Source organism: Streptomyces sp. NPDC104096, from assembly GCF_055584385.1.
This window is the reverse complement of the sequence record NZ_JBVJMD010000008.1, coordinates 1-23,547: the sequence shown is the minus strand read 5'-3', so window position 1 is coordinate 23,547 and position 23,547 is coordinate 1. Positions and strand designations below refer to the sequence as shown.

Annotated in this window: 18 protein-coding genes; 13 read left to right on the top strand and 5 right to left on the bottom strand. The window is 72.8% G+C overall.

Features of this window, described 5'->3' with window-relative positions; translation table 11 throughout:
• Positions 1–180 precede the first annotated feature (180 nt).
• Positions 181–1,860 (top strand): rhamnogalacturonan lyase B N-terminal domain-containing protein, encoded by a 1,680-nt coding sequence (locus tag ACZ60B_RS11440; RefSeq protein ID WP_469385784.1) that lies wholly within the window; start codon positions 181–183, stop codon positions 1,858–1,860.
• Between the two features lie 7 nt (positions 1,861–1,867).
• Here the strand turns inward: ACZ60B_RS11440 and ACZ60B_RS11435 are convergent, their stop codons facing one another.
• Positions 1,868–3,277 carry an RICIN domain-containing protein gene (locus tag ACZ60B_RS11435; RefSeq protein WP_469385783.1) on the bottom strand — a complete coding sequence of 470 codons (1,410 nt, stop codon included), beginning with the start codon at positions 3,275–3,277 and terminating at the stop codon, positions 1,868–1,870.
• Between the two features lie 268 nt (positions 3,278–3,545).
• On the opposite strand from ACZ60B_RS11435, the gene mmuM reads away from it, so the two are divergent.
• Positions 3,546–4,478 (top strand): homocysteine S-methyltransferase, encoded by a 933-nt coding sequence (gene mmuM, locus ACZ60B_RS11430; RefSeq protein ID WP_469385782.1) that lies wholly within the window; start codon positions 3,546–3,548, stop codon positions 4,476–4,478.
• A gap of 54 nt (positions 4,479–4,532) precedes the next feature.
• Here mmuM and ACZ60B_RS11425 read toward each other — a convergent pair whose 3' ends face one another.
• Positions 4,533–6,113 carry a carboxylesterase/lipase family protein gene (locus tag ACZ60B_RS11425; protein WP_469385781.1) on the bottom strand — a complete coding sequence of 527 codons (1,581 nt, stop codon included), beginning with the start codon at positions 6,111–6,113 and terminating at the stop codon, positions 4,533–4,535.
• A gap of 314 nt (positions 6,114–6,427) precedes the next feature.
• Here ACZ60B_RS11425 and ACZ60B_RS11420 point away from each other — a divergent pair, with 314 nt between their 5' ends.
• From ACZ60B_RS11420 to ACZ60B_RS11410, 3 genes are all read left to right on the top strand, one after another.
• Positions 6,428–7,441, top strand: coding sequence for a hydroxyacid dehydrogenase (locus ACZ60B_RS11420; protein ID WP_469385780.1), 1,014 nt, complete (start codon positions 6,428–6,430; stop codon positions 7,439–7,441).
• Between the two features lie 180 nt (positions 7,442–7,621).
• Complete coding sequence (locus tag ACZ60B_RS11415; RefSeq protein ID WP_469385779.1) at positions 7,622–8,665, top strand: LacI family DNA-binding transcriptional regulator; 1,044 nt, start codon at positions 7,622–7,624, stop codon at positions 8,663–8,665.
• A 397-nt stretch (positions 8,666–9,062) separates the two neighbouring features.
• On the top strand, positions 9,063–9,563 hold the full coding sequence (locus ACZ60B_RS11410; RefSeq protein ID WP_469385778.1) for a CAP domain-containing protein: 501 nt from the start codon (positions 9,063–9,065) through the stop codon (positions 9,561–9,563).
• 69 nt (positions 9,564–9,632) lie between these two features.
• Here ACZ60B_RS11410 and ACZ60B_RS11405 read toward each other — a convergent pair whose 3' ends face one another.
• Entirely contained in the window at positions 9,633–10,496 is an 864-nt protein-coding gene (locus ACZ60B_RS11405) for an isocitrate lyase/PEP mutase family protein (RefSeq protein WP_469385777.1), read from the bottom strand.
• Positions 10,497–10,798: 302 nt separating this feature from the next.
• Here ACZ60B_RS11405 and ACZ60B_RS11400 point away from each other — a divergent pair, with 302 nt between their 5' ends.
• Together ACZ60B_RS11400 and ACZ60B_RS11395 are read left to right on the top strand one after the other, a co-directional pair.
• Positions 10,799–11,437, top strand: coding sequence for a VOC family protein (locus ACZ60B_RS11400; protein ID WP_469385776.1), 639 nt, complete (start codon positions 10,799–10,801; stop codon positions 11,435–11,437).
• Positions 11,438–11,521: 84 nt separating this feature from the next.
• Positions 11,522–11,920, top strand: coding sequence for a VOC family protein (locus ACZ60B_RS11395; protein ID WP_469385775.1), 399 nt, complete (start codon positions 11,522–11,524; stop codon positions 11,918–11,920).
• 55 nt (positions 11,921–11,975) lie between these two features.
• On the opposite strand, the gene ACZ60B_RS11390 is transcribed toward ACZ60B_RS11395, so the two are convergent.
• Complete coding sequence (locus tag ACZ60B_RS11390; RefSeq protein ID WP_469385774.1) at positions 11,976–12,659, bottom strand: helix-turn-helix domain-containing protein; 684 nt, start codon at positions 12,657–12,659, stop codon at positions 11,976–11,978.
• Between the two features lie 443 nt (positions 12,660–13,102).
• Entirely contained in the window at positions 13,103–14,374 is a 1,272-nt protein-coding gene (locus ACZ60B_RS11385; RefSeq protein WP_469385773.1) for a YihY/virulence factor BrkB family protein, read from the bottom strand.
• 715 nt (positions 14,375–15,089) lie between these two features.
• On the opposite strand from ACZ60B_RS11385, the gene ACZ60B_RS11380 reads away from it, so the two are divergent.
• From ACZ60B_RS11380 to sbnA, 6 genes are all read left to right on the top strand, one after another.
• On the top strand, positions 15,090–15,422 hold the full coding sequence (locus ACZ60B_RS11380) for a hypothetical protein (RefSeq protein WP_469385772.1): 333 nt from the start codon (positions 15,090–15,092) through the stop codon (positions 15,420–15,422).
• Complete coding sequence (locus ACZ60B_RS11375; protein WP_469385771.1) at positions 15,419–17,941, top strand: Pls/PosA family non-ribosomal peptide synthetase; 2,523 nt, start codon at positions 15,419–15,421, stop codon at positions 17,939–17,941. The genes ACZ60B_RS11380 and ACZ60B_RS11375 overlap by 4 nt, the downstream gene beginning before the upstream one ends.
• Before the next feature lie 38 nt (positions 17,942–17,979).
• A complete protein-coding gene (locus ACZ60B_RS11370) occupies positions 17,980–20,262 on the top strand; it encodes a non-ribosomal peptide synthetase (protein ID WP_469385770.1) in 2,283 nt (760 codons plus the stop codon).
• A gap of 78 nt (positions 20,263–20,340) precedes the next feature.
• Positions 20,341–21,354, top strand: coding sequence for a TauD/TfdA family dioxygenase (locus ACZ60B_RS11365; RefSeq protein WP_469385769.1), 1,014 nt, complete (start codon positions 20,341–20,343; stop codon positions 21,352–21,354).
• Positions 21,351–22,394, top strand: a complete 1,044-nt coding sequence (sbnB, locus tag ACZ60B_RS11360; RefSeq protein WP_469385768.1) for a 2,3-diaminopropionate biosynthesis protein SbnB — start codon at positions 21,351–21,353, stop codon at positions 22,392–22,394. The genes ACZ60B_RS11365 and sbnB overlap by 4 nt, the downstream gene beginning before the upstream one ends.
• Positions 22,395–22,428: 34 nt before the next feature.
• On the top strand, positions 22,429–23,418 hold the full coding sequence (sbnA, locus tag ACZ60B_RS11355) for a 2,3-diaminopropionate biosynthesis protein SbnA (protein ID WP_469385767.1): 990 nt from the start codon (positions 22,429–22,431) through the stop codon (positions 23,416–23,418).
• Positions 23,419–23,547 lie beyond the last annotated feature (129 nt).

Sequence of the window (23,547 nt, the reverse complement as noted above, 5' to 3'; positions counted from 1 at the left end):
CCTCAGGGGACAGGGCCTGGCGGCTGGACGGTACCGCTGCCTGCAAGCGCTTTCTAGTCCATGGCCAGATTTTGCACGACCACCGACCCGCAGGCAGTGAAAGCCCTTTCGCGAAATCGATTCAACTGCCACTCTGCCAACCGCACCCGCACCCCCACACCTCCCGGAGGAGGCACCCCCATGTCCGGATCACCGAACGGATCCGTAGGACGCCGTACCTTCGTGCTCGGCACCGCGGCCGCCGTCGGCTCGGCCGCCCTCGCCGGACCGCTGGCCGGCACCGCCTCGGCGGCGAGCTTCGGCTGGAGCGACGACGGCTCCAACTACGTCGTCGACACCGGCGCCGACCTCGTCTTCAAGGTCGGCAAGACCAACGGCGACCTGACCTCGCTCGCCTACAAGGGCACCGAGTACCAGGGCTACGGCGGCAAGAACTCGCACGTGGAGTCCGGCCTCGGCACCTCCACGGTCACCATCGCCCAGTCCGGCACCACGATCCTGGTCTCGGTCGCGTACGGCACGCTGAAGCACTACTACGCGGCCCGCAGCGGCGAGAACAACGTCTATCTGTGGACCGACAAGGCCGACACCTCGGTCTCCGCGACCCGCTACATCGTCCGCGTCAAGGCCGGCCTGTTCCTCAACGACGAGCCGGACTCCTACACCTACGCGCCGACCGTCATCGAGTCCGCGGACGTCTTCAAGAAGTCCGACGGCCAGACCCGCGCCAAGCACTACTCCAAGCTGCGGGTGATGGACTACAGCTACGTCGGCTGGACCACCGGCGGCGTCGGCCTGTGGATCGTGCGCAGCAACCACGAGAAGGCCTCCGGCGGCCCCTTCTACCGCTCCCTGCTGCGCCACCAGAGCGCGGACGGGGGCGGTCTGTACGAGATCCTGTACTACGGCGAGAACCAGACCGAGTCCGAGCGCTTCGGCCTCCAGGGCCCCTACGTCATCGCCTTCACGGACGGCGGCGCCCCCTCCTCGTCGCTGTACCCCGGCACCCTGACCACCTCGTGGGCGGACTCGCTGGGCATCTCCGGATACGTCTCCGCGAGCGGCCGGGGCCGGGTCGCGGGCGTCGGCATCACCGGCCGGAACACCGCCTACGCGTACACCGTGGGCCTGGCCGGCCCGGCCGCGCAGTACTGGGGTTCGGCACGCTCGTCGGACGGATACTTCTCGATCGCGGGGGTGCTGCCGGGGTCGTACACCCTGACCGTCTTCAAGGGCGAACTCGCCGTGTACACCACGTCGGTGACGGTGACGGCGGGCGGCACGACCACCCTGAACACGATCGCGATCCCGTCCTCGAACGATCCGTCCAACGCGAGCGCGATCTGGCGGATCGGCGACTGGAGCGGCTCCCCGAGCGGCTTCAAGAACGCTGACCTGATGACGTACGCGCATCCGTCCGACATCCGGGCCTCCTCCTGGACCGGGAACGTGGTGATCGGCAGCGGCACGGAGACCTCGGCCTTCCCCTGCTACCTGTGGAAGGACGTCAACAGCGGGATCGTCGTGTACTTCAAACTGACCGCCGCCCAGGCCGCCGCCGCGCACACCCTGCGCATCGGCGTGACGACGGCCTACGCCAACGGCCGGCCGCAGGTCGTCGTCAACGACACCTGGACCTCCGCCGTCCCCTCGCCGCCCACCCAGCCGAGCACCCGTTCGCTGACCGTGGGCTCGTACCGCGGCAACAACTACACGTTCACCTACAGCGTCCCGGCGTCCGCCTGGCTGACGGACACCAGCGCCTACAACACGCTGAAGATCTACGTGGCGAGCGGCTCGGGGACGACGTCCTATCTCAGCGCGGGCACCTCGGTCGACGCGATCGACCTGCTCGCCTGACCTGCTCTCACGTCCCGCGTGTCCACTGCTGGTTGGTGGCTCCGTTGCAGGTGTACGTGATGACGGCGGCGGAGTTGGCGGTGGACGCGCCGGACACGTCCAGGCACTCGCCACTGGCGCGCGCCTTGACCAGGACGTAGCTGCCGGAGGCGGTCACCGACCACTGCTGAGCGGTCGCGCCGGTGCAGTTCTCCTGGGTGACAGTGGTGGCGTTCTCCGTCAGGCACAGGGAACTGCCCCGCCCCACCAACGCGTAGTAGCCGCCGCCCAGGTCCTTGAACCACCACTTCTGGTTGGTGCCGCCGTTGCAGGTGTACTGGCTGATCGCTGCGCCCTGCCGGAGCGACTGGTTCGGCACGTCGGCGCACTTGGCGCTGTGCCGGGCGATCAGGGTGTCGTACGTGGCGCCGGTACCGGTCACCGTCCCGGCGGCCGTGTCGACCGTCACCTCCGGGGACCAGGACAGGGACAGCGAGGTCGAGGTCGGGAAGGCCAGCGGCAGCCAGACGTAGCGGGAGTCGTTGACGGTCCCGCCGAAGGAGTCGCCCCAGCGGTCGCCCATGTAGAGGTATGCGGTGCCCGAAGTCCCCTGGACGGGAAGGACGTACGCGGTCTGCGAGCCGAACGCCGTGGAGTCGCCGACGTTCGTCATGGCCGTCCAGGGGCCGGACAGGGAGGTCGCGGTGGCGTACTGCTGCTGGTTGGGGCTCCAGCCGGTCGCGCCCGAGGTCAGCATGAAGTAGACGCCGCCCCGCTTGAACAGGGCCGGGGCCTCCCGGTGGCCGCCCGCCCAGGGGTTGGCGACCAGGGCGGCGATGCCGGTGTAGTCGGCGGTCAGCCGGTAGATGTGCAGGTCGTAGTTCTCGTTGGCGGCCGAGACCATGTATCCGGTGCCGTCGGTGTCGACGAAGGCGGTGAGGTCACGGGACATGTACGAGCCGAGCGGCTGGAAGCTGCCCTGGTAGGTGTAGCCGCCGTCGACGGTGGCGGAGACCGCGACCGCGGCCCGGGCCTGGCTGTAGTCGGTGCCGTTCTCCTTGTGCATCCACATCACGAACTTGCCGGTGGACGCGTTGTAGATCACCTTCGGTCGTTCGATGTAGGCGGTGGCCAGTTCGGCGGCGCTGGACTGGGTGAGGACGTGACTTCGGAACTCCCAGTTCTTCAGGTCGGTGGAACGGTAGGCGTCCACGTACCTGAAGGTGTTGTCGGCGTTGCGGTCCTCGCCGAACCAGTAGTAGTAGGAGCCGACCTTGATGACCCCGCCGCCGTGGGTGTGCACGGCGGCACCCGAAGTGTCCGTGAACTGGGTGCCGTTGGCGATCGTCTGGGCCGCGGCGCGGGCGTTCGCGGCGGCCCCGAGGACACCGGCGAGGGCGCAGCACAGGGCGAGCAGGACAGCGTGGACGCGTCTCATGGGGACTGCCTCTCGGTGGGGGGAACACACGAGGCCGTTCGAGATGACGAACGACATGTGGCATGACGAACGCGGAAAAGGTAAGGGTGGGCTCCGGGGAGGTCAACGGGTCACGCGGGGCGAAAAACGTCGGGGGTCGGTCGTCGGAAAAGGTCGAAGTGATCGGTTGTCGGGGGCGATCGGTCCTCGGGGCGATCGGTCTTCGGGGCGATCGGGTCGTCGGACCGGTCCGGGGTGCGTTCCCGGGCCCGTCGACTAGCGTCGTCCCATGAACAGCCACCTTCCCTCCGGGACTCTCGCCGAGGCCCTGGCCGCGGGCCCGGTCGTCCTCGACGGCGGGATGTCCAACCAGCTGAGGTCCGCGGGGCACGACCTCGGCGGCGCGCTGTGGTCGGCCCGGCTGCTCGCCGAACGGCCCGAGGCGCTCACCGAGGCCCACCTCGCCTACTTCCGGGCGGGCGCCGACGTGGCGATCACGGGCAGCTACCAGGCCACCTTCGAGGGCTTCGCGCGGCACGGCATCGGCCACCAGGAGACCGTCCGGCTGCTCGGCCTGAGCGTGGAACTGGCCCGCGAGGCGGCCCGGCAGGCCCGCGCCGGGGGCGTCGGGCGCCCGCTGTGGGTGGCCGCGTCGGCGGGCCCGTACGGGGCGATGCTCGCCGACGGCTCCGAGTACCGGGGCCGCTACGGCCTGGGCGTCGGCGAACTGGAACGCTTCCACCGGCCCCGGCTGGAGGCGCTGGCCGCCGCCCGCCCCGACGTCCTGGCCCTGGAGACCGTCCCCGACACCGACGAGGCCAGGGCGCTGCTGCGGGCGGTGCGCGGGCTCGGGGTGCCGGCCTGGCTGTCGTACTCCGTCGCGGGCGACCGCACCCGGGCCGGGCAGCCGCTCGCGGAGGCGTTCGCCCTGGCCGCGGAGGCGGACGAGGTCGTCGCCGTCGGCGTGAACTGCTGCGCGCCGTGGGATGTGGACGCCGCCGTCGTCACCGCGGCGCGCGTCACCGGCAAACCGGTGGTCGTCTACCCCAACAGCGGCGAGGCCTGGGACGCCGAGGCCCGCGACTGGACGGGCCGTCCCTCCTTCGCCGCCGAACAGGTGCGGGGGTGGCGGGAGTCGGGCGCGCGGCTGATCGGCGGCTGCTGCCGGGTCGGCCCCGAGGAGATCGCCGCGATCGCCCGGACCCTGCGTCCCGGGGCATAGGCCCGGCCGCGAAGTCCCGTGCGGGACACGGGACATCGGGCGGGGCACGGGTGGTCAGTGCCGACGGACACCGACCGAGCGGCGCAACCTCCGTACCGCCGACCGCAGTTCCGTACCACGCGCGGATCTGCCGGACGACAGGTCCGATGCGGGCGTGGGTTCCGGAGCGCCGGCGTCGGCGGCCCACAGGGCCAGTTCGGCGTCCTGTGGACCGTGGACGACATACGGGTCGCCGTCGCCGAACAGCTGCACCGGACGCGTGGCGTCCCAGGCCTGCCACCCCGGATCGCCCTCGACGGCGAACCGCACCCACGCCCGGTGCATCGCGTCGGCCAGTGCCCGCGGCGCGCCCTCGCCCGCGAGCTTGCGTGCCTCCGGGACCTCGCCGGTGTCGAACACGAAGCCGAGCTCCAGGGCGTGACAGGCACCGAGGCCGGGCCGTCCCGACGGCCACGCGAACTCGTAGACGTACGACGATCCGGGCCGGGCGTCGGCCAGCCGGTGCAGCGGGATCCGCAGCAGGTGGTCGGTGACCAGCTGGCCGACGATCTCGGCGGTGCCCGCGTCGGGGCGCAGGGCGCGGTAGCCGCGCACCACCTCGCCGCCGCAGTGGCAGCGGGCCATGGCCCCGGCCAGGGCGACCGGGCCGAGCCGGTCGACGCGTTCCAGCAGTCCGCCCGGCACCAGCCACAGCCGGTACTCGTCCCGGGTCCAGCCCAGCAGCAGGTCGGTGTCCCGGGCGACGGCGCCCTCGACCAGGGCCTCCAGCGGGTCGCGGGGCACGAGGTCGCCGTCGACGACGATGCCGAAGGCGGGCCCGCCGAGCACCGGGCTGCTGAGGCGGCCGGTCTCGGCCTGGGCCCTGAGCAGCACCGCCGGGTCGACGGCGGCGAAGGCCTCGGCGGTCGCGGGGATCTTCAGCCGGGTCGCCATCCGGCGCACCATGCGCCGCACCTTGTCCCGGTCGAGGGCCTCCGGTGGCCCGCTCTGGAGCACGGCCCGCCGGAACAGCCCCTGCGCCTGCGGGGCCGCGATCAGCGCGCCGACGCTGATCGCGCCCGCCGACTGCCCGCACAGGGTCACCCGCCCGGGGTCCCCGCCGAACGCCTCGATCGACTCGTGCACCCAGCGCAGGGCGGCCAGCTGGTCGTGCAGGCCGGGATTGGCGGGGGCGTCCGGGAACAGTCCGTAGCCCTCCACGCCCAGTCGGTAGTTGACCGAGACGAACACGACCCCGTCCCGGGCGAAGGGCTGCCCGTCGTACACGGGCACGGCGGACGAACCGCGGGTCAGCGCGCCGCCGTGCAGCCACACCAGGACCGGCAGCCGGGCGCCGGGGCCCGGCTCCGGTGTCCAGACGTTCAGGTTGAGCCAGCCCTCGCCCGCCACCACGGGGTCGGACAGGTACTGCGCGAAGGCCTCCGAGTACGGGGGTTTCGGCGCCGTCGGCCCGAAGGCTCCCGCGTCCCGCACACCGTCCCAGGGCTCGGGCGGCACGGGCGGCCGGAACCGGCGGGGGCCGACCGGAGGGGCCGCGTACGGTATGCCCCGGAACACCGCGGCGCCCCGCTCGTATCTGCCGCATACGGCCCCGTACGGGGTTCTGACCACGGGGTCCGTCCGGTCTGCCGTCATCTGCCCACCAGCCCTTCGCCGCGCTCACGCACCGGTAAGCCAAGAGCAACACAGCGGCGCGCGGTATTCCGCCGCACGAGCCTCTCGCTGGGCCGTTCGGCGTACCACCTCCCGGCCGAGCCCCGCCCGGCACACCGGCCGCCCACCGGCCGCACGCGCAGCCGCGGACCGGCGCGGCTCCCGAGTCCCGGGAACCTGGGACCGGCGCGGATCCCGGACTTCGGGGGCCCGTCCCGCCGATTGACCCGCCTCCCGCCTGGATCTACGTTGGAGGGCGCTTTCAGAAAGCGTTTCCTACGCGCCCCAGGAGGGTCATGCCCAGCACCCAGCCGCCCCTGGCCGTGTTCGCCATGGACCCGGCGCACCTCCCGCAGCTCTTCCCGGCACCCCTGCTGGCCCGGCTCCGGCGGACGGCCGTGATCGACCCCGGGCTGGTGGTGCGCGACTTCGCCGATCCCGCCGCCGCGCGGGCCCTGGCGGGGGCCGACGTCCTGATCACCGGGTGGGGCTGCCCCCGGCTGGACGGCGACGCGCTGGCCGCCGCGCCCCGGCTGCGCGCGGTGCTGCACTCCGCGGGCTCGGTGCGCCCGGTGGCCGGGGAGGCCGTGTGGGAACGCGGGATCGCCGTGTCCAGCGCGGCCGCCGCCAACGCGCTGCCGGTCGCCGAGTACACCCTCGCGATGATCCTGCTGGCCGGGAAGGACGCCTTCGCCCGGCGCGAGCGCTACCGCGAGACCCACGCCGAGCCGTCCCCCGCCGAGCGCGCGCGCACCGGCAACCTGGGCCGCCGGGTCGGGATCGTCGGCGCCTCGCGGGTCGGGCGCCGACTGCTGGAACTGCTGCGCCCGTTCGACTTCGAGGTCCTCCTGCACGACCCGTACGTCGACGCCGCCGAAGCCCGCGCGCTGGGCGCCGAGCCGCTGGGGCTGGCGGACCTGCTGCGCCGCAGCGACATCGTCAGTCTGCACGCCCCCGACCTGCCCGAGACCCGGCACCTGCTCGACCGCGGGCGGCTCGCCCTGATCCGCGACGGCGGCATGCTGATCAACACCTCCCGGGGCGCGCTGGTCGCCCCGGACGCCCTCACCGACGAACTGGTCTCCGGCCGGCTGCACGCGGTCCTGGACGTCACCGATCCCGAGCCGCCGCCCGCCGACTCCCCGCTGTACCGGCTGCCCAACGTGTTCCTCACCCCGCACATCGCGGGCTCGCTCGGCAACGAGCTGGAGCGGCTCGGCCGGGTCGTCGTCGAGGAGCTGGAACGTCTGGCCGCGGGCCTGCCCCTGGCGCACGAGGTACGGCACGCGGACCTGGCCAGGGCCGCCTGACGGCAGCCTCCGCACGGACGTCGCACGGGCGTCGGACGGAATCCGCACGGAATCCGCACGGTGTCCCGGGGGGTCCGCGGCCGGGTCAGACGATTTTCGACGCAACCCTTGATCCCCGCCGGGACACACCTAGGATAGTAAGCGCTTTCTGCACGCCGGTGTCCAGAGAGGTGGTGCCCGATGGTCCGTACGGGGTCTGCGAGTGCGGCGGCCGGACCGACGCTGGCGGTCGTGGCCCGTGAGGCGGGGGTGTCGGTGCCGACCGCGTCCAAGGTGGTCAACGGCCGGGAGGACGTCGCCCCCGAGACGCGCCGCCGGGTCACGGAGGCGCTGGACCGGCTCGGCTATGTCCGCAGGCCCCGGTTCGACACGATCAGGACGCCCCGGCTGGTCGATCTCGTCGTGCCCGCGCTGGACGGTGCACGGTCGGGCGCGGTGCTGCACGGGGTGGAGGAGGCGGCCCAGGACACCGGCCTGGACGTGGTCGTCTCGGCCGACGCCCCCAGGCCGGGAGCCGCGCGGGGGCAGCACGGCTGGCTGGACCGGCTCACCGCGCGCGGCTCGGCCGGCGTGCTGCTCAACCTGGCCGAGCCGACGCCGTCCCAGTACGCCCGGCTCGACCGGCTCCGCATCCCGTACGTGTTGATCGACCCGGCGGTCGAGCCACCGCCCGGCGTGGTGTCGGTGGGGGCGGCGAACTGGCAGGGAGGGGTCACGGCGACCGAGCACCTGCTGGCGCTCGGGCACGAGCGGATCGCCGTGATCGCCGGTCCGCGGCGCACGCTGTGCGCCGGCGCCCGGATCGCCGGCTACCGCTCGGCCCTCGCCGCCGCCGGACTGCGCCAGCGGCCCGAGTACCTGCGCCACGGCCGCCCCGACGAGGTCGGCGCCCGGACCCGGATGCGGGAACTGCTGGAGCTGCCCGAGGCGCCCACGGCCGTCTTCGTCTGCTCGGACCGCATGGCGCTGGGGGTCTACCAGGCTTTGGCCGAACGGGACTTGACGGTCCCGTACGACGTCAGCGTGGTCGGTTTCGACGACCTCCCGGAGGCCCGTTGGGCCAGCCCCTCCCTGACCACCGTCCGCCAGCCGCTGGCGGAGATGGCGGCGACGGCACTGCGCCTGCTGGTACGGATGACGGACGGCCACCGCCCGGAAGGCACCCGCACGGAGCTGTCGACGCGCCTGGTGGAACGGTCGAGCACCGCCCGGCCCGGGAGTTGAGACCCCGGGCGCACCGGAACGACTCAACAGGTCCGCGTGGACGGACTCCTGAGTGAGCGGCAGCCGAACGGGCGGCGATCCGGAGGGGCGAGACGGTGACCGTCGTGCTCCGCGCCGCCCGGGGCGCGGCACCGCTCACCGGCCGCGGAGCCCGGCCGCGCCTCCGGTCGACTCACGAATCCGCTCGGCATACGCTGGATCTGCCGAGGGCGGCCGTGCGGGCCGCCGAACCGACCACTTTCGGTACCGACGGCCCCGGGCCGTCCCGCGTGCCGGCCCCGCGGCCGCTTCCGACGGCCGGGATCCCGCGCCGGTCACGTTCCAGCGCGCTTTTCGTCGCTCAGGCTGCCCGCGTCGCTCGGGCCGCCCGGGTCTGCCCTGCACTCAGGGAGTCACCATGAAGAATTCCCGTACACACCGCCGTGCCACGGCCGCCGTCGCGGCGGCGCTGATGTGCGCGGGCACGGTCCTGACCACGGGCGCCACCGCCCATGCCACGGGGCTGCCCGCCGACATCAGCGGCGGCGACCAGAACACCATCCTCTCGCAGACGAACACGGTCCGTCAGGGCGCCAACCAGGGGCCCCTGTCCTGGGACAGCGGGCTCGCCCAGGGGGCCCAGGCCTGGGCCGACAACCCCGCGTCCCTGGCGGGCGGCACCCTGCGGCACGACCTGTCCTTCAACAACGGCGCCGAGAACATATCCGGCTCCGGGCCGACCTCGGCCACCGGTCAATGGGCCGCCGAGAAGGCCGCCTACGACGCCACGAGCGACCACAACACCGACAGCGACGGCTACAGGTACCAGTGGGGGCACTACTACAACATGATCGTGCCGGGGTACACGAGGGTCGGCTGCGGCGCGGCCAACGGCATCACGGTGTGCCGGTACGCCTGAGCCGCCCGGCGGATCGCCGTGCCCCGCCGGGAATGCGGGGCACGGCCGTCGCCGTCGTGGGGCGCGGGCTCACACGCCCACGCCCTGGGGCTCGTCCCGCCGCCGGGCGATGTTGCGCTCCAGCAGTTCCGTGGCGGCCCTGACGCCGACCCCGGTCGCGGTGTCGACCTCGGGCAGCCGGCCGTCCGCCGCCCTGAGATCGGCCAGCGCGCGGTGCATCGCCTCGTGCGCGGCGAACAGGCACGGGGTGCTGTAGATCGCCACGTCGACCCCCAGTCCGGCGAGTTCGGTCAGCGAGAGCCTCGGGGACTTGCCGCCCGCGATCTGGTTGAACAGCAGCGGCTTGTCCCCCGTCACGTCGCGGATCCGGCGGATCCACTCCATGCTGCGGACCCCGTCGACCAGGACCACGTCCGCGTCCGTCGCCGCCAGGGTCTTGGCCCGGTTCAGGATGTCGTGCTCGTCCGTGGCGTCGGTACGGGCCACCACGACCAGGTCGCGGCGGGTCGCCAGCACCATCTCCAGCTTGGCGAGGTACTCGTGCAGCGGCAGGACCTGCTTGCCGTCGGCGTGGCCGCAGCGGCGCGGCCGCTTCTGGTCCTCGAGGATCACCCCTGAGGCCCCGATCCGCTCCAGTCCCTCCACCACGTGGCAGGCGACCTCGGGATCGACGTACCCGTCGTCGATGTCCACCAGCAGGTGGTGCCGGGGGAACGCGCCGCGCAGCCGCTGGACGAACGCCATCATGTCCGGCCAGGCGATGAACCCGATGTCCGGCAGTCCGTAGTGCGAGGCCGCGAAGCCGAAGCCCGAGACGAACATCCCGTCGTAGTGGTCGGCGGCGATCGACGCCGAGTACATGTCGTAGACGCCGATCAGCGGGGTGGTACCCGGCCCGGCGATCTGCTCGCGCAACCTCTTGCCATAGGTCAAGGTGCTGTTCCTCCTCGGGGGTTGGGCACGCCGCCGCGTGCGGGTCGTCGCGACACGACGCCCTTTGCCAGGACGAGAGGATCTCTGGGGCGGCCCTGAACTTTTCCCTCGGACGGGCTTTGCTCACTCCATCGGCGCAGACGGTTCACCGGAGAAACGTCACTCGTACGTCGACCCGCCGACGCGGTCCGGGAGCGGAGCCGACGGACACGCTCGGCACCGCGCGCGGGAACCCGCCGGACCGCACGGGCCTTGCGCGTACGGGCTTGCCGGGCCGGACCGGAAGCGTAGTCTCGGGCGGGATGAACGCCGACGCCCTCGTCCCGCTGCTGGACCACCTCGTCCTCGCGACGCCCGATCTGGCGGCGACCGTCGCCGACTTCACCCGGCGCACCGGTGTGACGCCCGCCCCCGGCGGTGCCCATGTCGGACTCGGCACCCGCAACCACCTCGTCGGGCTGGGCGGCACGAGCTATCTGGAGATCATCGGGCCGGACCCGGAGCAGCCCGGCGTCCCGGGTCCGCGGCCCTTCGGCGTCGACGGTCTGGCCGCCCCGCGGACGGTCACCTGGGCGATCAGCCCGCCCGACCTGGACGCGACGGTCGCGGCCGCGCGGTCCCACGGCCACGACCCCGGCCCCGTACGGGCGATGAGCCGCCGCCGTCCCGACGGCACCCTGCTGGAGTGGCGCCTGACCGACGGGACCGCACACCCCTCGGGCCTGGTGCCGTTCCTCATCGACTGGGGCGCCTCGGCCCACCCCTCGGCGGCGTCGGGCCTGCCGGTGACCCCCCTGCTCGCCCTGTCCGCGACCGCTCCCGACCCGGACGCGATCAGGCCGCTGCTGACCCTCCTCGGCACGGAACTCGCCGTCGCACCGGGCCCGGTGGGGATCTCGTTCACGGTACGGACGCCCAGGGGGCCGGTGACCTTCGGCTGACGCGGCCGGCCGCGCGGACGGCCGTGGTGAGGGGTGTCCGATTCGTTCAAGACCGGTGTCCGGGGCGCCGCCTACGGTGGTCCCATGAGTCCACGATTCGATGCCATCGGGCTGGTCGTCTCCGACATGGCCGCCTCCGTCGCCTTCTACCGCCGGCTCGGGTTCACGATCCCCGAGGGAGCCGAGCGCGAACCGCACGTCGAGATCGACCTGCCGGGTGGGCTGCGGCTGTTGCTGGACACGGAGGACACCGTCCGGTCCTTCCGTCCGCGGTGGCGGGCGCCGTCCGGCGAGGGCCGGGCCGCGCTGGCCCTGCGATGCGAGGGGCCGGGCGAGGTCGACTCCGTGTACGAGGAGCTGGTGGACGCCGGGTACCACGGCGAGCTGAAGCCGTGGGACGCCTTCTGGGGGCAGCGCTACGCCGTGGTGCTCGACCCCGACGGCAACGGCGTAGACCTGTTCGCTCCGCTGGAAGCGGGCTGAGTGGGGCGCGTGGGGTGAGCCGGGCGAGCGGGGTGAGCGGGACCCGGGGACGCGCTCAGCGCAGCAGCGCGCCCAGCGTCGTACCGGTCAGCTGCCGCACGTCGCGGGCCAGGTGGGCCTGGTCGGCGTAGCCGGCCCGGATCGCCGTCCCGGCCTGCGGAACGCCGTCGTGGGCCAGGGCGAGGGCCCGTTGCAGCCGCAGGATGCGGGACAGTGTCTTGGGTCCGTAGCCGAAGGCGGCCAGCGAGCGGCGGTGCAGCAGCCGGACCCCCAGCCCCAGGTCGTCGGCGGTCGCGGCGACGGACCGGCCCGCGGCCAGGGCGGCCACCAGGCTCGCCGTGACGGGGTCGGGCGGGTCCGTGGCGTCGGCCCGCGCCCGCGCGATCTCCTCCAGCGCGGTCCCGGGGTCGGCCGCCGCGTCGACCCGCTCGCACAGCCGCCGTACCAGCGCGGTGGGCCACAGGTCGTCGAGCTCCACCCGCCGGTCGCGCAGTTCGTACGCCGGTACGCCGAGGAGCGCGGGCGCGGTGCCGGGGAAGAAACGGACGCCCGCCCAGCGCGCGGGCGCGCCCTCGGGGCGGTGCGGCCGGGTGTCGGGACCGGCCACCAGCAGCCGGCCCTCGGTCCACAGCAGGTCCATGCAGCCGTCGGGCAGCACCGGGCGGCCCTGCGGCGCCGAGGGGGCGATGGTCCACACCACCGCGCCGCTCAGCAGGGAGGACCGCCGCTCCGCGTACACGTGCGCCAGGCTACGCCGCGCACGACCGCGGCCCACCCGCCCGTCCGGCACCGCGCGCGGATCCGCTCGACGGCGGACGCCTCGCCCCAGGCGATGGTGACGGGGGAAACGGCGCGGGCGGGGGCGCGCCGGGCGGCTGTAGGGCGCGGCGGGGACTGTCGGGTGCGGTCGGCGCCTCCGTCCGATCTTGCGTGCGCCGGGCGCACAAGCGGCCGCACAAGGCGCGCCGGGCACACACACGTAGGTGCGAGGCTCCGCGGCCGCGCCCGGACCGGTGCGCCGCGCCAGGCGCGCGGGGCACACGGCCCGGCGTACGGACAGACGCGAACAGCGCTCGTCCCGGTCCGCGCCCCCGGCTCACCCGGCCCTTGCCCGGCTCGCGCCTGCCCCGACCGCCCCTTCCGTCCCGGCGGGCGCCACCACGTCCCGTCGGGCACCGGCCGTCACTTCGGTGTCGGCGGTTCCTCCGTGTTCCCGTTGCCACCGTTCGCACCGGTGCGGCCGGTGCCGTCGCCGCCGGTGCCGTTGCCGCCGCTGGTGCCGCTGGTGCCGTTGACGCCGTTGCCCTTCGGGGAGCCCTTCGCGTGGGTGCGCAGGCGTCCCGTGACGTCGTCCGGCGGCAGGAAGCGGGACCAGCGCTCGGGGAACTCGGACGGCATGTCGGCGTCGTAGAGATCGTCGTCGTCGTCGAGGTCGTCGGAGTCGTGCGTCCGCGCGGCCGTCCTGCGGGCGACGTACTCCGCGGCCACCTCCTCCCGCAGCAGCTCGTTGGCCGCGCGGGCGGCGGCGGTCGCGGCGGCCGGCCAGACGCGGTCGATGGCCGCGTTGACCGCGGCCCCGACCAGCACGGCGAACGCGGACACACCGATCCACAGCAGGACGGCGACGGCGGCCGCGAGGGACCCGTAGATCGTCGCGCCCTCGATGGTGTGCTGGAGGTAGATCCGCAGCAGGAAGCTGCCGAGCACCCACATGGCGAGCGCCACCAGGGCCCCGGGCACGTCCTCGATCCAGGGCGAGCGCACGGGTACGGACACGTGGTAGAGCGTCGTCAGGAAGGCGATGGACAGCACGATCACCACCGGCCAGTACAGGACCTGCACCACCGTCGTCGACCAGGGCACGATCCGCACCACGGCGTCGGGGCCCGCGACCATCAGCGGCAGCGCGACCGAGCCGATCAGCAGGGCCACGATGAAGAGCAGGAAGGCCATCAGCCGGGTCTTGACGATGCCGCGGACGCCGTCGAGGCCGTACATCACGGTGATGGTGTCGACGAAGACGTTCACCGCCCGGGAGCCCGACCAGAGGGCGAACAGGAAGCCGATGGAGATGACGTCGGGGCGGCCGCCCTTCATCACGTCGTCCAGGATCGGCTGCGCGATCTCTCTGACGCCCCGGTCCGACAGGACGGTGCGCGAGGCCTCCAGGAGATTGCTCTCCAGGCTGCTGATGCTGTCGGTGCCGGTCCAGTCGTCGACGTAGCCGAGCAGTCCGATGAGGCTCAGCAGCAGCGGCGGCACGGACAGCAGCGAGAAGAACGCCGCCTCGGCCGCGAGACCGAGGATGCGGTACTCGATGCAGGAGTTGACGGTGTCCTTCAGAAGCAGCCAGGCGGTCCTGCGCTTGGAGACGTTCCGGTAGAGGGCACGGGCCCGGTGGAGACGCCCGGACGGGATCTCGGATTGCTCGGGAGACTGACTTGCTGGCTGCACCCCCTAACGGTATCCGCCGCACGCGCATGGGATCACCCCTGGTGTGACGGTCGGACCACCCGGACCATGACGCCGCTCCGCCCTCTCGCGGCGCGCAACCGGGCAGCAATCCATGAGCAACCCAGGAGAAACCACCGGCAAAATCGAACCATTTTTCTGTCATGTCCGCGTTGGCCGAATTTACACGTCCGGAGGAACCGGAACCTTTCGCAGCAGTTGCACAGTCCATTCGGTGAGTGTCCCGGTGGGACGGGTGATCGAAAGATCGCCAAGGTTCGCACGGCGAATGGATGGCCGTTGCGAACGGGTCAATGACCGAAATGCCCTTGACCCGTTCCTGAGTGGCTCGAAAGAATTCTGATTGCATTCGTTGCGCGCTCCGAGGAGGGCTCGGCGCACACGACACGGGGGACAACAGGGGTCTCTGACCAAGACCCGATCCAGCCGCGTTACCCGTGATCCGCGTGGTTCCACGTGGGTCATGCCGTGCTGCACCATGCCATTTTCTGCACGCCAAACATTCACGCGGCCACTCATACATTCTTTCGAACGAATTCCACTCGAACATCTCGGGTCACTCCTGCGCCCAAACACCGGAACCCAGCGCCGCCGCATGCCGGCCGGCGCCATTCCGCCCTTCGTCGTTCCACCTTTCACCGTTCCACCTTTCATTCCGTCCGTCATTCCGTCCGTCATTCCTGTCCGGAGAACCGACATGCCGGTATCGCGCTCCTTGACGCCCGCGCCGCCACCGCCCCTGGGCGACGGCCCGGGCCCCGCCGCGTCGCGGCCGGCCGAGGTCGGCCCGACCGCCACCGTCCGGCTGCGGTTCGGCGCCACGGGCGTATCGGCGGACTCGCCCGGTCCGTTGTACGGGGTACCGGCCGCGGCCTCACCGCTCTTCGCCGACGTGCGGCGCCGCGCCCGGGGCCGGGGGCCGATGGGACACCTGGCCGCCGCCGCGGCCGGGCGTACGCGCACCGCGACCACTCCCCCCGTCCTCGACCCGCACCACCAGTCAAACCGCAACAAGGAGCGCACGTGGTGAGCAAGCCCAGCACCGTAAAGGGCACCGTCACCGACCCGGGCACCGGCCCGGACCCAGGCCCAGGCCTCGCCGCCACCGGCACCGGCACCAGCACCAGCACCAGCACGGAGAGCGCTCTCGCCGAGGTTCTCGCGGGCGTCGTCCGCCGCGACGACGTCCCCGTCGACAGCAACTTCTTCGACGATCTCGGCGCGAACTCCCTGGTCATGGCGCAGTTCTGCGCCCGGGTCCGCAAGCGCCCCGACCTGCCCGCGGTGTCCATGAGGGACGTCTACGGCCATCCGACGATCCGCGGCCTGGCCGCCGCACTCGCCGACGAGCCCGCCGACACCCCCGCCCCGGTCGAGGTCCCCGCGCCCCCGCCCGGCAACACCGCCCGCTACGTCCTGTGCGGCGCCCTCCAGCTCCTGGTCTTCGTCGGGTACTGCCTGATGACCGGTCTCGTCACCGCCCGCGGCTACTCCTGGATCTCCGACGCCGACTCCGTGGCCGCGGTCTATGCGCGCTCGGTGGTCTTCGGCGGCACGGTGTTCGCCGGGGTCTGCACGGTGCCGGTGGTGGCCAAATGGGTGCTCGTCGGCCGCTGGCGGGAGACCGAGTTCCCGGTCTGGAGCCTCGCCTACGTCCGGTTCTGGACCGTCAAGGCACTGCTGCACGCCAACCCGATGGTCCTGTTCGCCGGCAGCCCGCTGTACGTCCTGTACCTGCGGGCCCTGGGCGCCCGGATCGGCCGGGGGGTCACGATCCTGTCGCACTCCGTCCCGGTCTGCACCGACCTGCTGACCATCGGCTCCGGCACGGTGATCCGCAAGGAGAGCTTCTTCCTCTGCTACCGGGCGCACGCCGGCCGGATCCAGACCGGCCCGGTCACCCTCGGCAAGGACGTGTACGTCGGCGAGAAGACCGTCCTCGACATCGGCACCTCGATGGGCGACGGCGCCCAGCTCGGCCACTCCTCCGCGCTCTACGGCGGCGTCACGGTCCCGGCCGGCGAACACCGGCACGGCTCGCCGGCCCGGCCCACCGACGTCGACTACGTCCGGGTGCCGCCCGCGCCCTGCGGGACCCTGCGCCGCGCCGCCTACGGTCTGGGCGGACTCCTCCAGCTGCTCCTGGTGTACGTGCCCCTCGCCGTGGGCGGGACCTATCTGCTGCTCCCCCTGGTGCCCGCGCTCGACCGGCTGACCGACCCGAACACCCAGGACCTGGGCACACCCGGCTTCTACATCGAGGCGCTCGGCCTGTCCGTGGTGCTCTTCGTGGGCTTCGTGGTGCTCGGCCTCGTCACCGTGTGCCTGCTGCCGCGGCTGCTGCGCCCGCTGGTGCGCCCGGACCGGACCTATCCGCTCTACGGCCTGCACCACTCGGTCCAGCGCGTGATCGCCCGGCTGTCCAACGTCCACTTCTTCACCTGGCTGTTCGGCGACAGCTCGTACATCACGGGCTATCTGCGGGCCATCGGCTACGACCTGGGCGAGGTGGAGCAGACCGGCTCCAACTTCGGTTCGGCGGTCGCGCACGAGTCGCCCCACCTGGCCGCCGTGGGAAGCGGCACGATGGTCGCCGACGGACTGTCGATCGTCAACGCCGACTTCTCCGCCACGTCCTTCCGGCTCTCGCGCACCGTCATCGGGGCGCACAACTTCCTCGGCAACCACATCGCCTACCCGGCGGGCGGCCGCACCGGCGACAACTGCCTGCTCGCGACGAAGGTGATGGTCCCGCTCGACGGCGAGATCCGCGAGGGCGTGGGGCTGCTCGGCTCGCCGCCCTTCGAGATCCCGCGCACCGTGGAGCGCGACACCCGCTTCGACCACTTCCGCGAGGGCGACGAACTGCGCCGTCGGCTGACCGCGAAGAACGGCCACAACCTGCGCACGATGGGGCTGTTCCTGTTCCTGCGCTGGCTGCACTGGTGCCTGCTCACCGTGCTCGGCTTCGGCGCCGTCGACCTGTCCGGGACCCACGGCACGGCGGGCGGACTGCTGATCGGGGCCGCCATGATCGTGGCGCTGCCGTTCACCACCGGCTACTGGGCGCTGGTGGAACGCGTGATCGGCCGGTTCCGGCCCCTGGAGCCGAAGCTCTGCTCGATCTACGACCCGTACTTCTGGTGGCACGAGCGGCTGTGGAAGGTGCCGGACCACCATCTCGCGGTGTTCAACGGGACGCCGTTCAAGAACGTCGTCTGGCGGCTGCTGGGCGTCCGGATCGGCCGCCGGGTCTTCGACGACGGCTGCTACATCACCGAGCGCACCCTGACCGCGATCGGCGACGACTGCACGCTCGGCGCCCACACCAAGGTGCAGTCGCACTCGCAGGAGGACGGCACCTTCAAGTCCGAGCACATCACGATCGGCGCCGGCTGCACGCTCGGCACCGGCGCACTCGTGCACTACGGCGTCTCGTTCGGCGACGGCGCCGTGCTCGCCCCCGACTCCTTCCTGATGAAGGGCGAGGAGGTACCGCCGCGGGCGCACTGGGGCGGCAATCCCGCGACGGCCCTGCGCCGCGTGTGACCAAGACGCGCGTGACCAAGACGGAGAAGGAAAGAACGATGGAGACGATCCCCAGGTGGACCACGGCCCCGGTGCCGGGCGTGGCGACCTACGAAGTGCCCCTGCCCCGGCCGGTGCCGCCGGTCGAGCAGGTGCCGTCCGAGCACGTGCTGCTGGCCGCGCACGCCAAGGTGCTCGCCGCGCTGTCCGGCGAGCACGAGGTGTCGACCCGGTTCGTGCCGGCGAAGGGCGAGGAGCCGGTCGCCCACCGGCTGTCCGCCGGTCCCGGCTCGTGGCGGGCGCTGATGGAGAGCGCGGTACCGGGCGGCGACCCGGCGGCCGGGACGGTGCTCGATCCGTACGGTGTCCACGACGGCGCCGACGACGCCGTACTGCATGTGAGCGTGCACGACGGCCGGCTGCGGCTGCGCTATCGCACCGACGTCCTGGACGCCCCGGCCGCCGAGCGCATCGCCGGCTACCACCTCACCGCGCTCGCCCGGATCGACGCCGACCCCGACGCCGACCACTCGGCTCGGAGCCTGCTGTCCGCCGACGAACTCCACCACCAGCTCACGGAGTTGGCGGGCCCGACGCGTGAGCTGCCGGACCGCCGGGTGCACGAGCTGTTCGAGGACCGGGTGGCGCTGCACCCGGACGCGATCGCCGCCGTCGAGGGCGACCGGCGGTGGACGTACCGGGAGCTGGACTCCCTCGCCAACCGGATCGGCCGGGCGCTGCTGGCCCGGGGCCTGCGCCGGGAGGGCGTGGTCGGTGTCGTCATGGAGCGCGATCTGGAATGGATGGCGGCCGTCCTCGGGGTGCTGAAGGCGGGCGGGGTCTACCTGCCCGTCGAGCCGCACTTCCCGGCCGAGCGGATCGCGGCCGTCCTGTCCCGGGCCGGCTGCGAACTCGTCGTCAGCGAGCAGGGGAGCACGGACACGCTCGACCGGGCGGCGGTGGACGCCCGGACCGTCCTGGTCGACACCGTGTGGACCGAGGTCCACGACGACAGCGCCCTCGGGGTCGAGGTCGACGCCGGCCAACTCGCGTACATCTACTTCACGTCCGGCTCCACCGGCGAGCCCAAGGGCGCCATGTGCGAGCACGCCGGGTTCCTCAACCATCTCCTCGCCAAGATCGACGACCTGGGGATCGAGGCCGGGCAGACGGTCGCGCAGACCGCGCCGCAGTGCTTCGACATCTCCCTGTGGCAGTTGCTGGCGGGGCCGGTGGCCGGCGGGCGGACTCTGCTGATCGACCAGGAGACCATCCTGGACGTGCCGCTGTTCGTGGACACCGTCGAGCGGGCCGGGGTCCATGTGCTCCAGGTCGTGCCGTCGTATCTCGACGCGGTGCTGGCCGAGTTGGAGCAGCGGCCGCGCGAACTGGCCGACCTGCACTGTGTGTCGGTCACCGGGGAGGCGGTCAAGAAGGAGCTGGTGCAGCGCTGGTTCGCGGCCCGGCCCGGGATCCGGCTGGTCAACGCGTACGGGCTGACGGAGACGTCGGACGACACCAACCACGAGGTCATGCGCGCGGTGCCGGAGCAGGCGCGGGTCCCGCTCGGGCGGCCGATCACGAACGTGCGCGCGTACGTCGTCGACGCCGGGCTGTCGCCGGTGCCGCTCGGGGCGCCCGGCGAGATCGTGTTCTCCGGTGTGTGCGTGGGCCGGGGGTACGTCAACGACCCCGAGCGCACCGCCGCCGCGTTCACCGTGGACCCGCACCGCCCGGGCGAGCGGCTGTACCGCAGCGGCGACCACGGGCGCTGGCTGCCCGACGGCAAGCTGGAGTTCCTCGGACGGCGCGACAGCCAGGTGAAGGTGCGCGGCTTCCGGATCGAGCTCGGCGAGGTCGAGAGCGCGCTGCTGCGGGTGCCCGGGGTCCGCGACGGCGCGGTGGTGGTCGTACGGGGCACCCGCCTGGTGGCGTTCTGCACCGGTGCGTCGCCGGTCGGGGCGGGGGCCGTCCGGGAGCGGCTGGCCGCGTCGCTGCCCGCCTACATGGTCCCCTCGGCCGTCCACTGGCGGGACCGGCTGCCGCTGACGGCGAACGGCAAGATCGACCGCCGGACGCTGGGCGCGCTCGCCGAGCAGCTCGGCGCGGTCGAGGGCGGCCCCGACACCCCGGGCGAGCACCGGATGGCCGCCGCCTGGTCGCAGGTGCTCGGCATCCCCGCCGACCGGATCGGCCGCCTGGACGACTTCTTCGACCGCGGCGGCACCTCGCTGGCCGCGGTACGGCTGGTGATCGCGCTGGACCGGGCGGTCACCCTCAAGGACGTGACCCGCCATCCGGTCCTCGCGGATCTGGCGGTCCTGCTCGGCCCCACGGCCTGAGCAGCGGCGACCGCCCGCCGCACCCTCTGCCCACCCCCCGCACAACCGCTCATTCGCACCACCGAAAGGAACCACGAGATGACGTCCTCATCTCCCCTCGTCCTGCCGGGCCTGTCAGTGGCCCCGGGCAGTCCGCCACTGCTGCACGCCGATCCCGGCGGCGACCCGGTCGCCTGGGCGGACGCGCACCGTGACGCGCTGCGGGCGGTCGTCGCCGGGCAGGGGGGCGTGCTGGTGCGCGGTCTCGGCCTGGGCGACCCGGACACCTGCGCGGCCGTCTTCCGGCGGCTGAGCGACACGTTGATGCAGGACCGGGAGCCGTTCGCGCCGCGCCGGACGTACGGAGACGGCGTGTACTCCTCCACCAAGTGGCCACCGAACCAGCAGATGTGCCTGCACCACGAGTTGAGCTACGCCGACGAGTTCCCGGGGCTGCTGCTGTTCGCGTGCCTGGAGGCGCCGGCCGAGGGCGGTGCGACCCCGCTCGCCGACGCCGCGGCGGTTCTCGACGCGCTGCCCGCCGAGCTGACCGAGCGGTTCGAGAAGGAGGGCTGGACGCTGGCCCGGACCTACCACGACGAGCTGGGGGCGTCGGTCGCCGAGGCGTTCGGCACCGACGACCGGGCCACGGTCGAGCGCTACTGCCGGGCGCACGGCATCGAGTTCGCCTGGCAGGACGACGGCGCGCTGCGCACCCGGCAGCGGCGCGGCGCCGTGCTCGCGCATCCGGCCGACGGCAGACGCTGCTGGTTCAACCAGATCTCGTTCCTGAGCGAGTGGACGATGGAGCCCGAGGTACGCGAGTACCTGGTCGACGTCTACGGCCCCGAGGGGCTGCCCTTCAGCACCCGGTTCGGGGGCGGGGACCCGATCGGTGAGGACGTCGTGGCCTGCATCAACGAGGTGTACGAGGCCCACACCGTGCGCGAGCCGTGGCAGTCCGGCGATCTGCTGCTGGTCGACAACATCCGTACCGCGCACGGCAGGGAGCCCTTCACGGGACCGCGCGAGGTGCTCGCCGCGCTCGGCGACCCGGTCAGGCCGGTCGGCCACGCGCCGACGGCGATGGAGAACGAGGTGGGGACGGCATGACGACGACACCGGACCGGATCGACGCGCCCGCGTTCGCGGTCATCTCCGGAGAACAGGTCCAACAGGCCCTGGACGGACGGGAGCCCGAGGTCGGGCGGCTCGTCGAGGAGGCCTACCGGCTGCACGGCGAGGGCGAGTCGGTGAACCCGCCCTCGTACTTCCTGCGCTTCGAGGACCGTCCGTCGGCGCGGATCATCGCGCTGCCCGCCTCGCTCGGCGGGCCGCAGCGGGTGGACGGGCTGAAGTGGATCTCCAGTTTCCCGGAGAACACCCGCTCGGGGCTCCCGCGCGCGTCCGCGGTGCTGATCCTCAACGACCCGGTCACCGGCTATCCGTATGCGTGCCTGGAGAGTTCGGTCATCAGCGCCACGCGGACGGCGGCCTCGGCGGCGCTGGCCGCGGACCGGCTGAGCAGGTCCCGGCCGCGTCCGGCGCGGGTCGGCTTCGTCGGCACCGGCCTGATCGCCCGCTATGTGCACACCCATCTCGTCGCGACCGGCTGGGAGTTCGAGGAGACGGGGGTGTACGACCTGTCCGCGGACAGCGCGGCGGGCTTCCGCGGCTATCTGGAGCGGTCGGGGACGAAGGGCCGGATCACCGTGCACGACAGCGCGGAGTCCCTGGTCCGGTCGAGCGACCTGCTGGTCTTCGCCACCGTGGCGGCTCGGCCGCACGTCCACGACCTGGCCTGGTTCGAGCACCATCCGCTGGTGCTGCATGTGTCGTTGCGCGACCTGGACCCGCGGATCCTGCTCGCCTCGGCCAACTTCGTCGACGACGTCGAGCACTGTCTGAAGGCGGACACCTCGCCGCATCTGGTCGAACAGCTCACCGGCAGCCGGGAGTTCCTCGACGGCACGCTGCACGACGTGCTGACCGGGCGGGCGGAGGTCCCGGCGGACCGGACGGTGGTCTTCTCGCCGTTCGGGCTGGGCGTGCTCGACCTCGCGGTCGGCCGGTTCGTCCACGACGAGATGGTCCGGCTGGGCGAACTGCGCGTCGTAGACGGTTTCTTCCACGAACTGCGCCGGCACGGATGACCGGCGGGGCATGCAGCGGGAACAGGGGGACAACATGCCCGTCATCTCCGATCCCTCGGAGTTCAACGAGGAGGAGCTCTACGTCGACCTGCGGGCCGCGCTGGAGCTGCCGCTCTATCTCAAGTGCGAGGGTTTCAACTTCGCCGGGTCCGTCAAGCTGAAGGCCGCGCGCGAGATGGTGGACGCCGCCGAGCGCGCCGGCGTCCTGCGGCCGGGTTCGGTCCTGGTCGAGTCCTCGTCCGGGAACCTGGGCGTGGCACTGAGCGTGATCGCCGCGAGCCGGGGCTACGGGTTCCTGTGCGTGACCGACGCGCGGTGCAACCAGCCGACCGTCCGGTTGATGGAGACGCTCGGCAGCCGGGTCCATGTGATCCGGGAGCCCGATCCGGTCAACGGCCTGCTGGGCGCCCGGATCGCGTACGTGCGGGCGCTGTGCGCCTCGGACGAGCGGTACGTGTGGCTCAACCAGTACACCAACCCGGGCAACTGGCGGGCGCACTACCGCACCACGGCGCCCGCCATCGCCCGTCGCTTCCCCGACCTGGACGTGCTGTTCGTCGGTGCCGGCACCACCGGCACGCTGATGGGCTGTGCGCGCTGGTTCTGGCAGTGGCGGCGGCGGGTGCGGGTGGTCGCCGTGGACAGCGTCGGTTCGGTGACCTTCGGCGGCGCTCCGGCCCGCCGGATGATTCCGGGGCTGGGCACGAGCGTGCGGCCACCGCTGCTCGACACGTCGTACGTCGACGACGTGGTCCGGGTCGAGGAGCGGGACACCGTGCGCGCCTGCCGTCGGCTGGCCGCACGGGGGTTCCTGTTCGGCGGCTCCACCGGCACGGTCGTCAGTGGTGCCGGGCAGTGGCTGGCGCAGCACGGCCGCCCCGGTCTCACGGCCGTCGGTATCGCCCCCGACCTCGGTGAACGCTATCTCGACACGGTCTACTGTCCCGGCTGGCCGGAGGAGGCGCTGGCGGAGGAGGCGCTGACGGAGGACCCGCTGGAGACCGCTCTGACCCCGCTGGGCTGACCTGGACCGCCGCCCGGCCTGCCCCGTCCCGGGGGGGGGGGGCCGCCGGGGGGGCGGGGGGGGGGGCGGCGGCGGGGGGGGGGGGGGTGGCGGGGGCCCGCGAGGTGAGACCGGACCCCCCCCACCGGT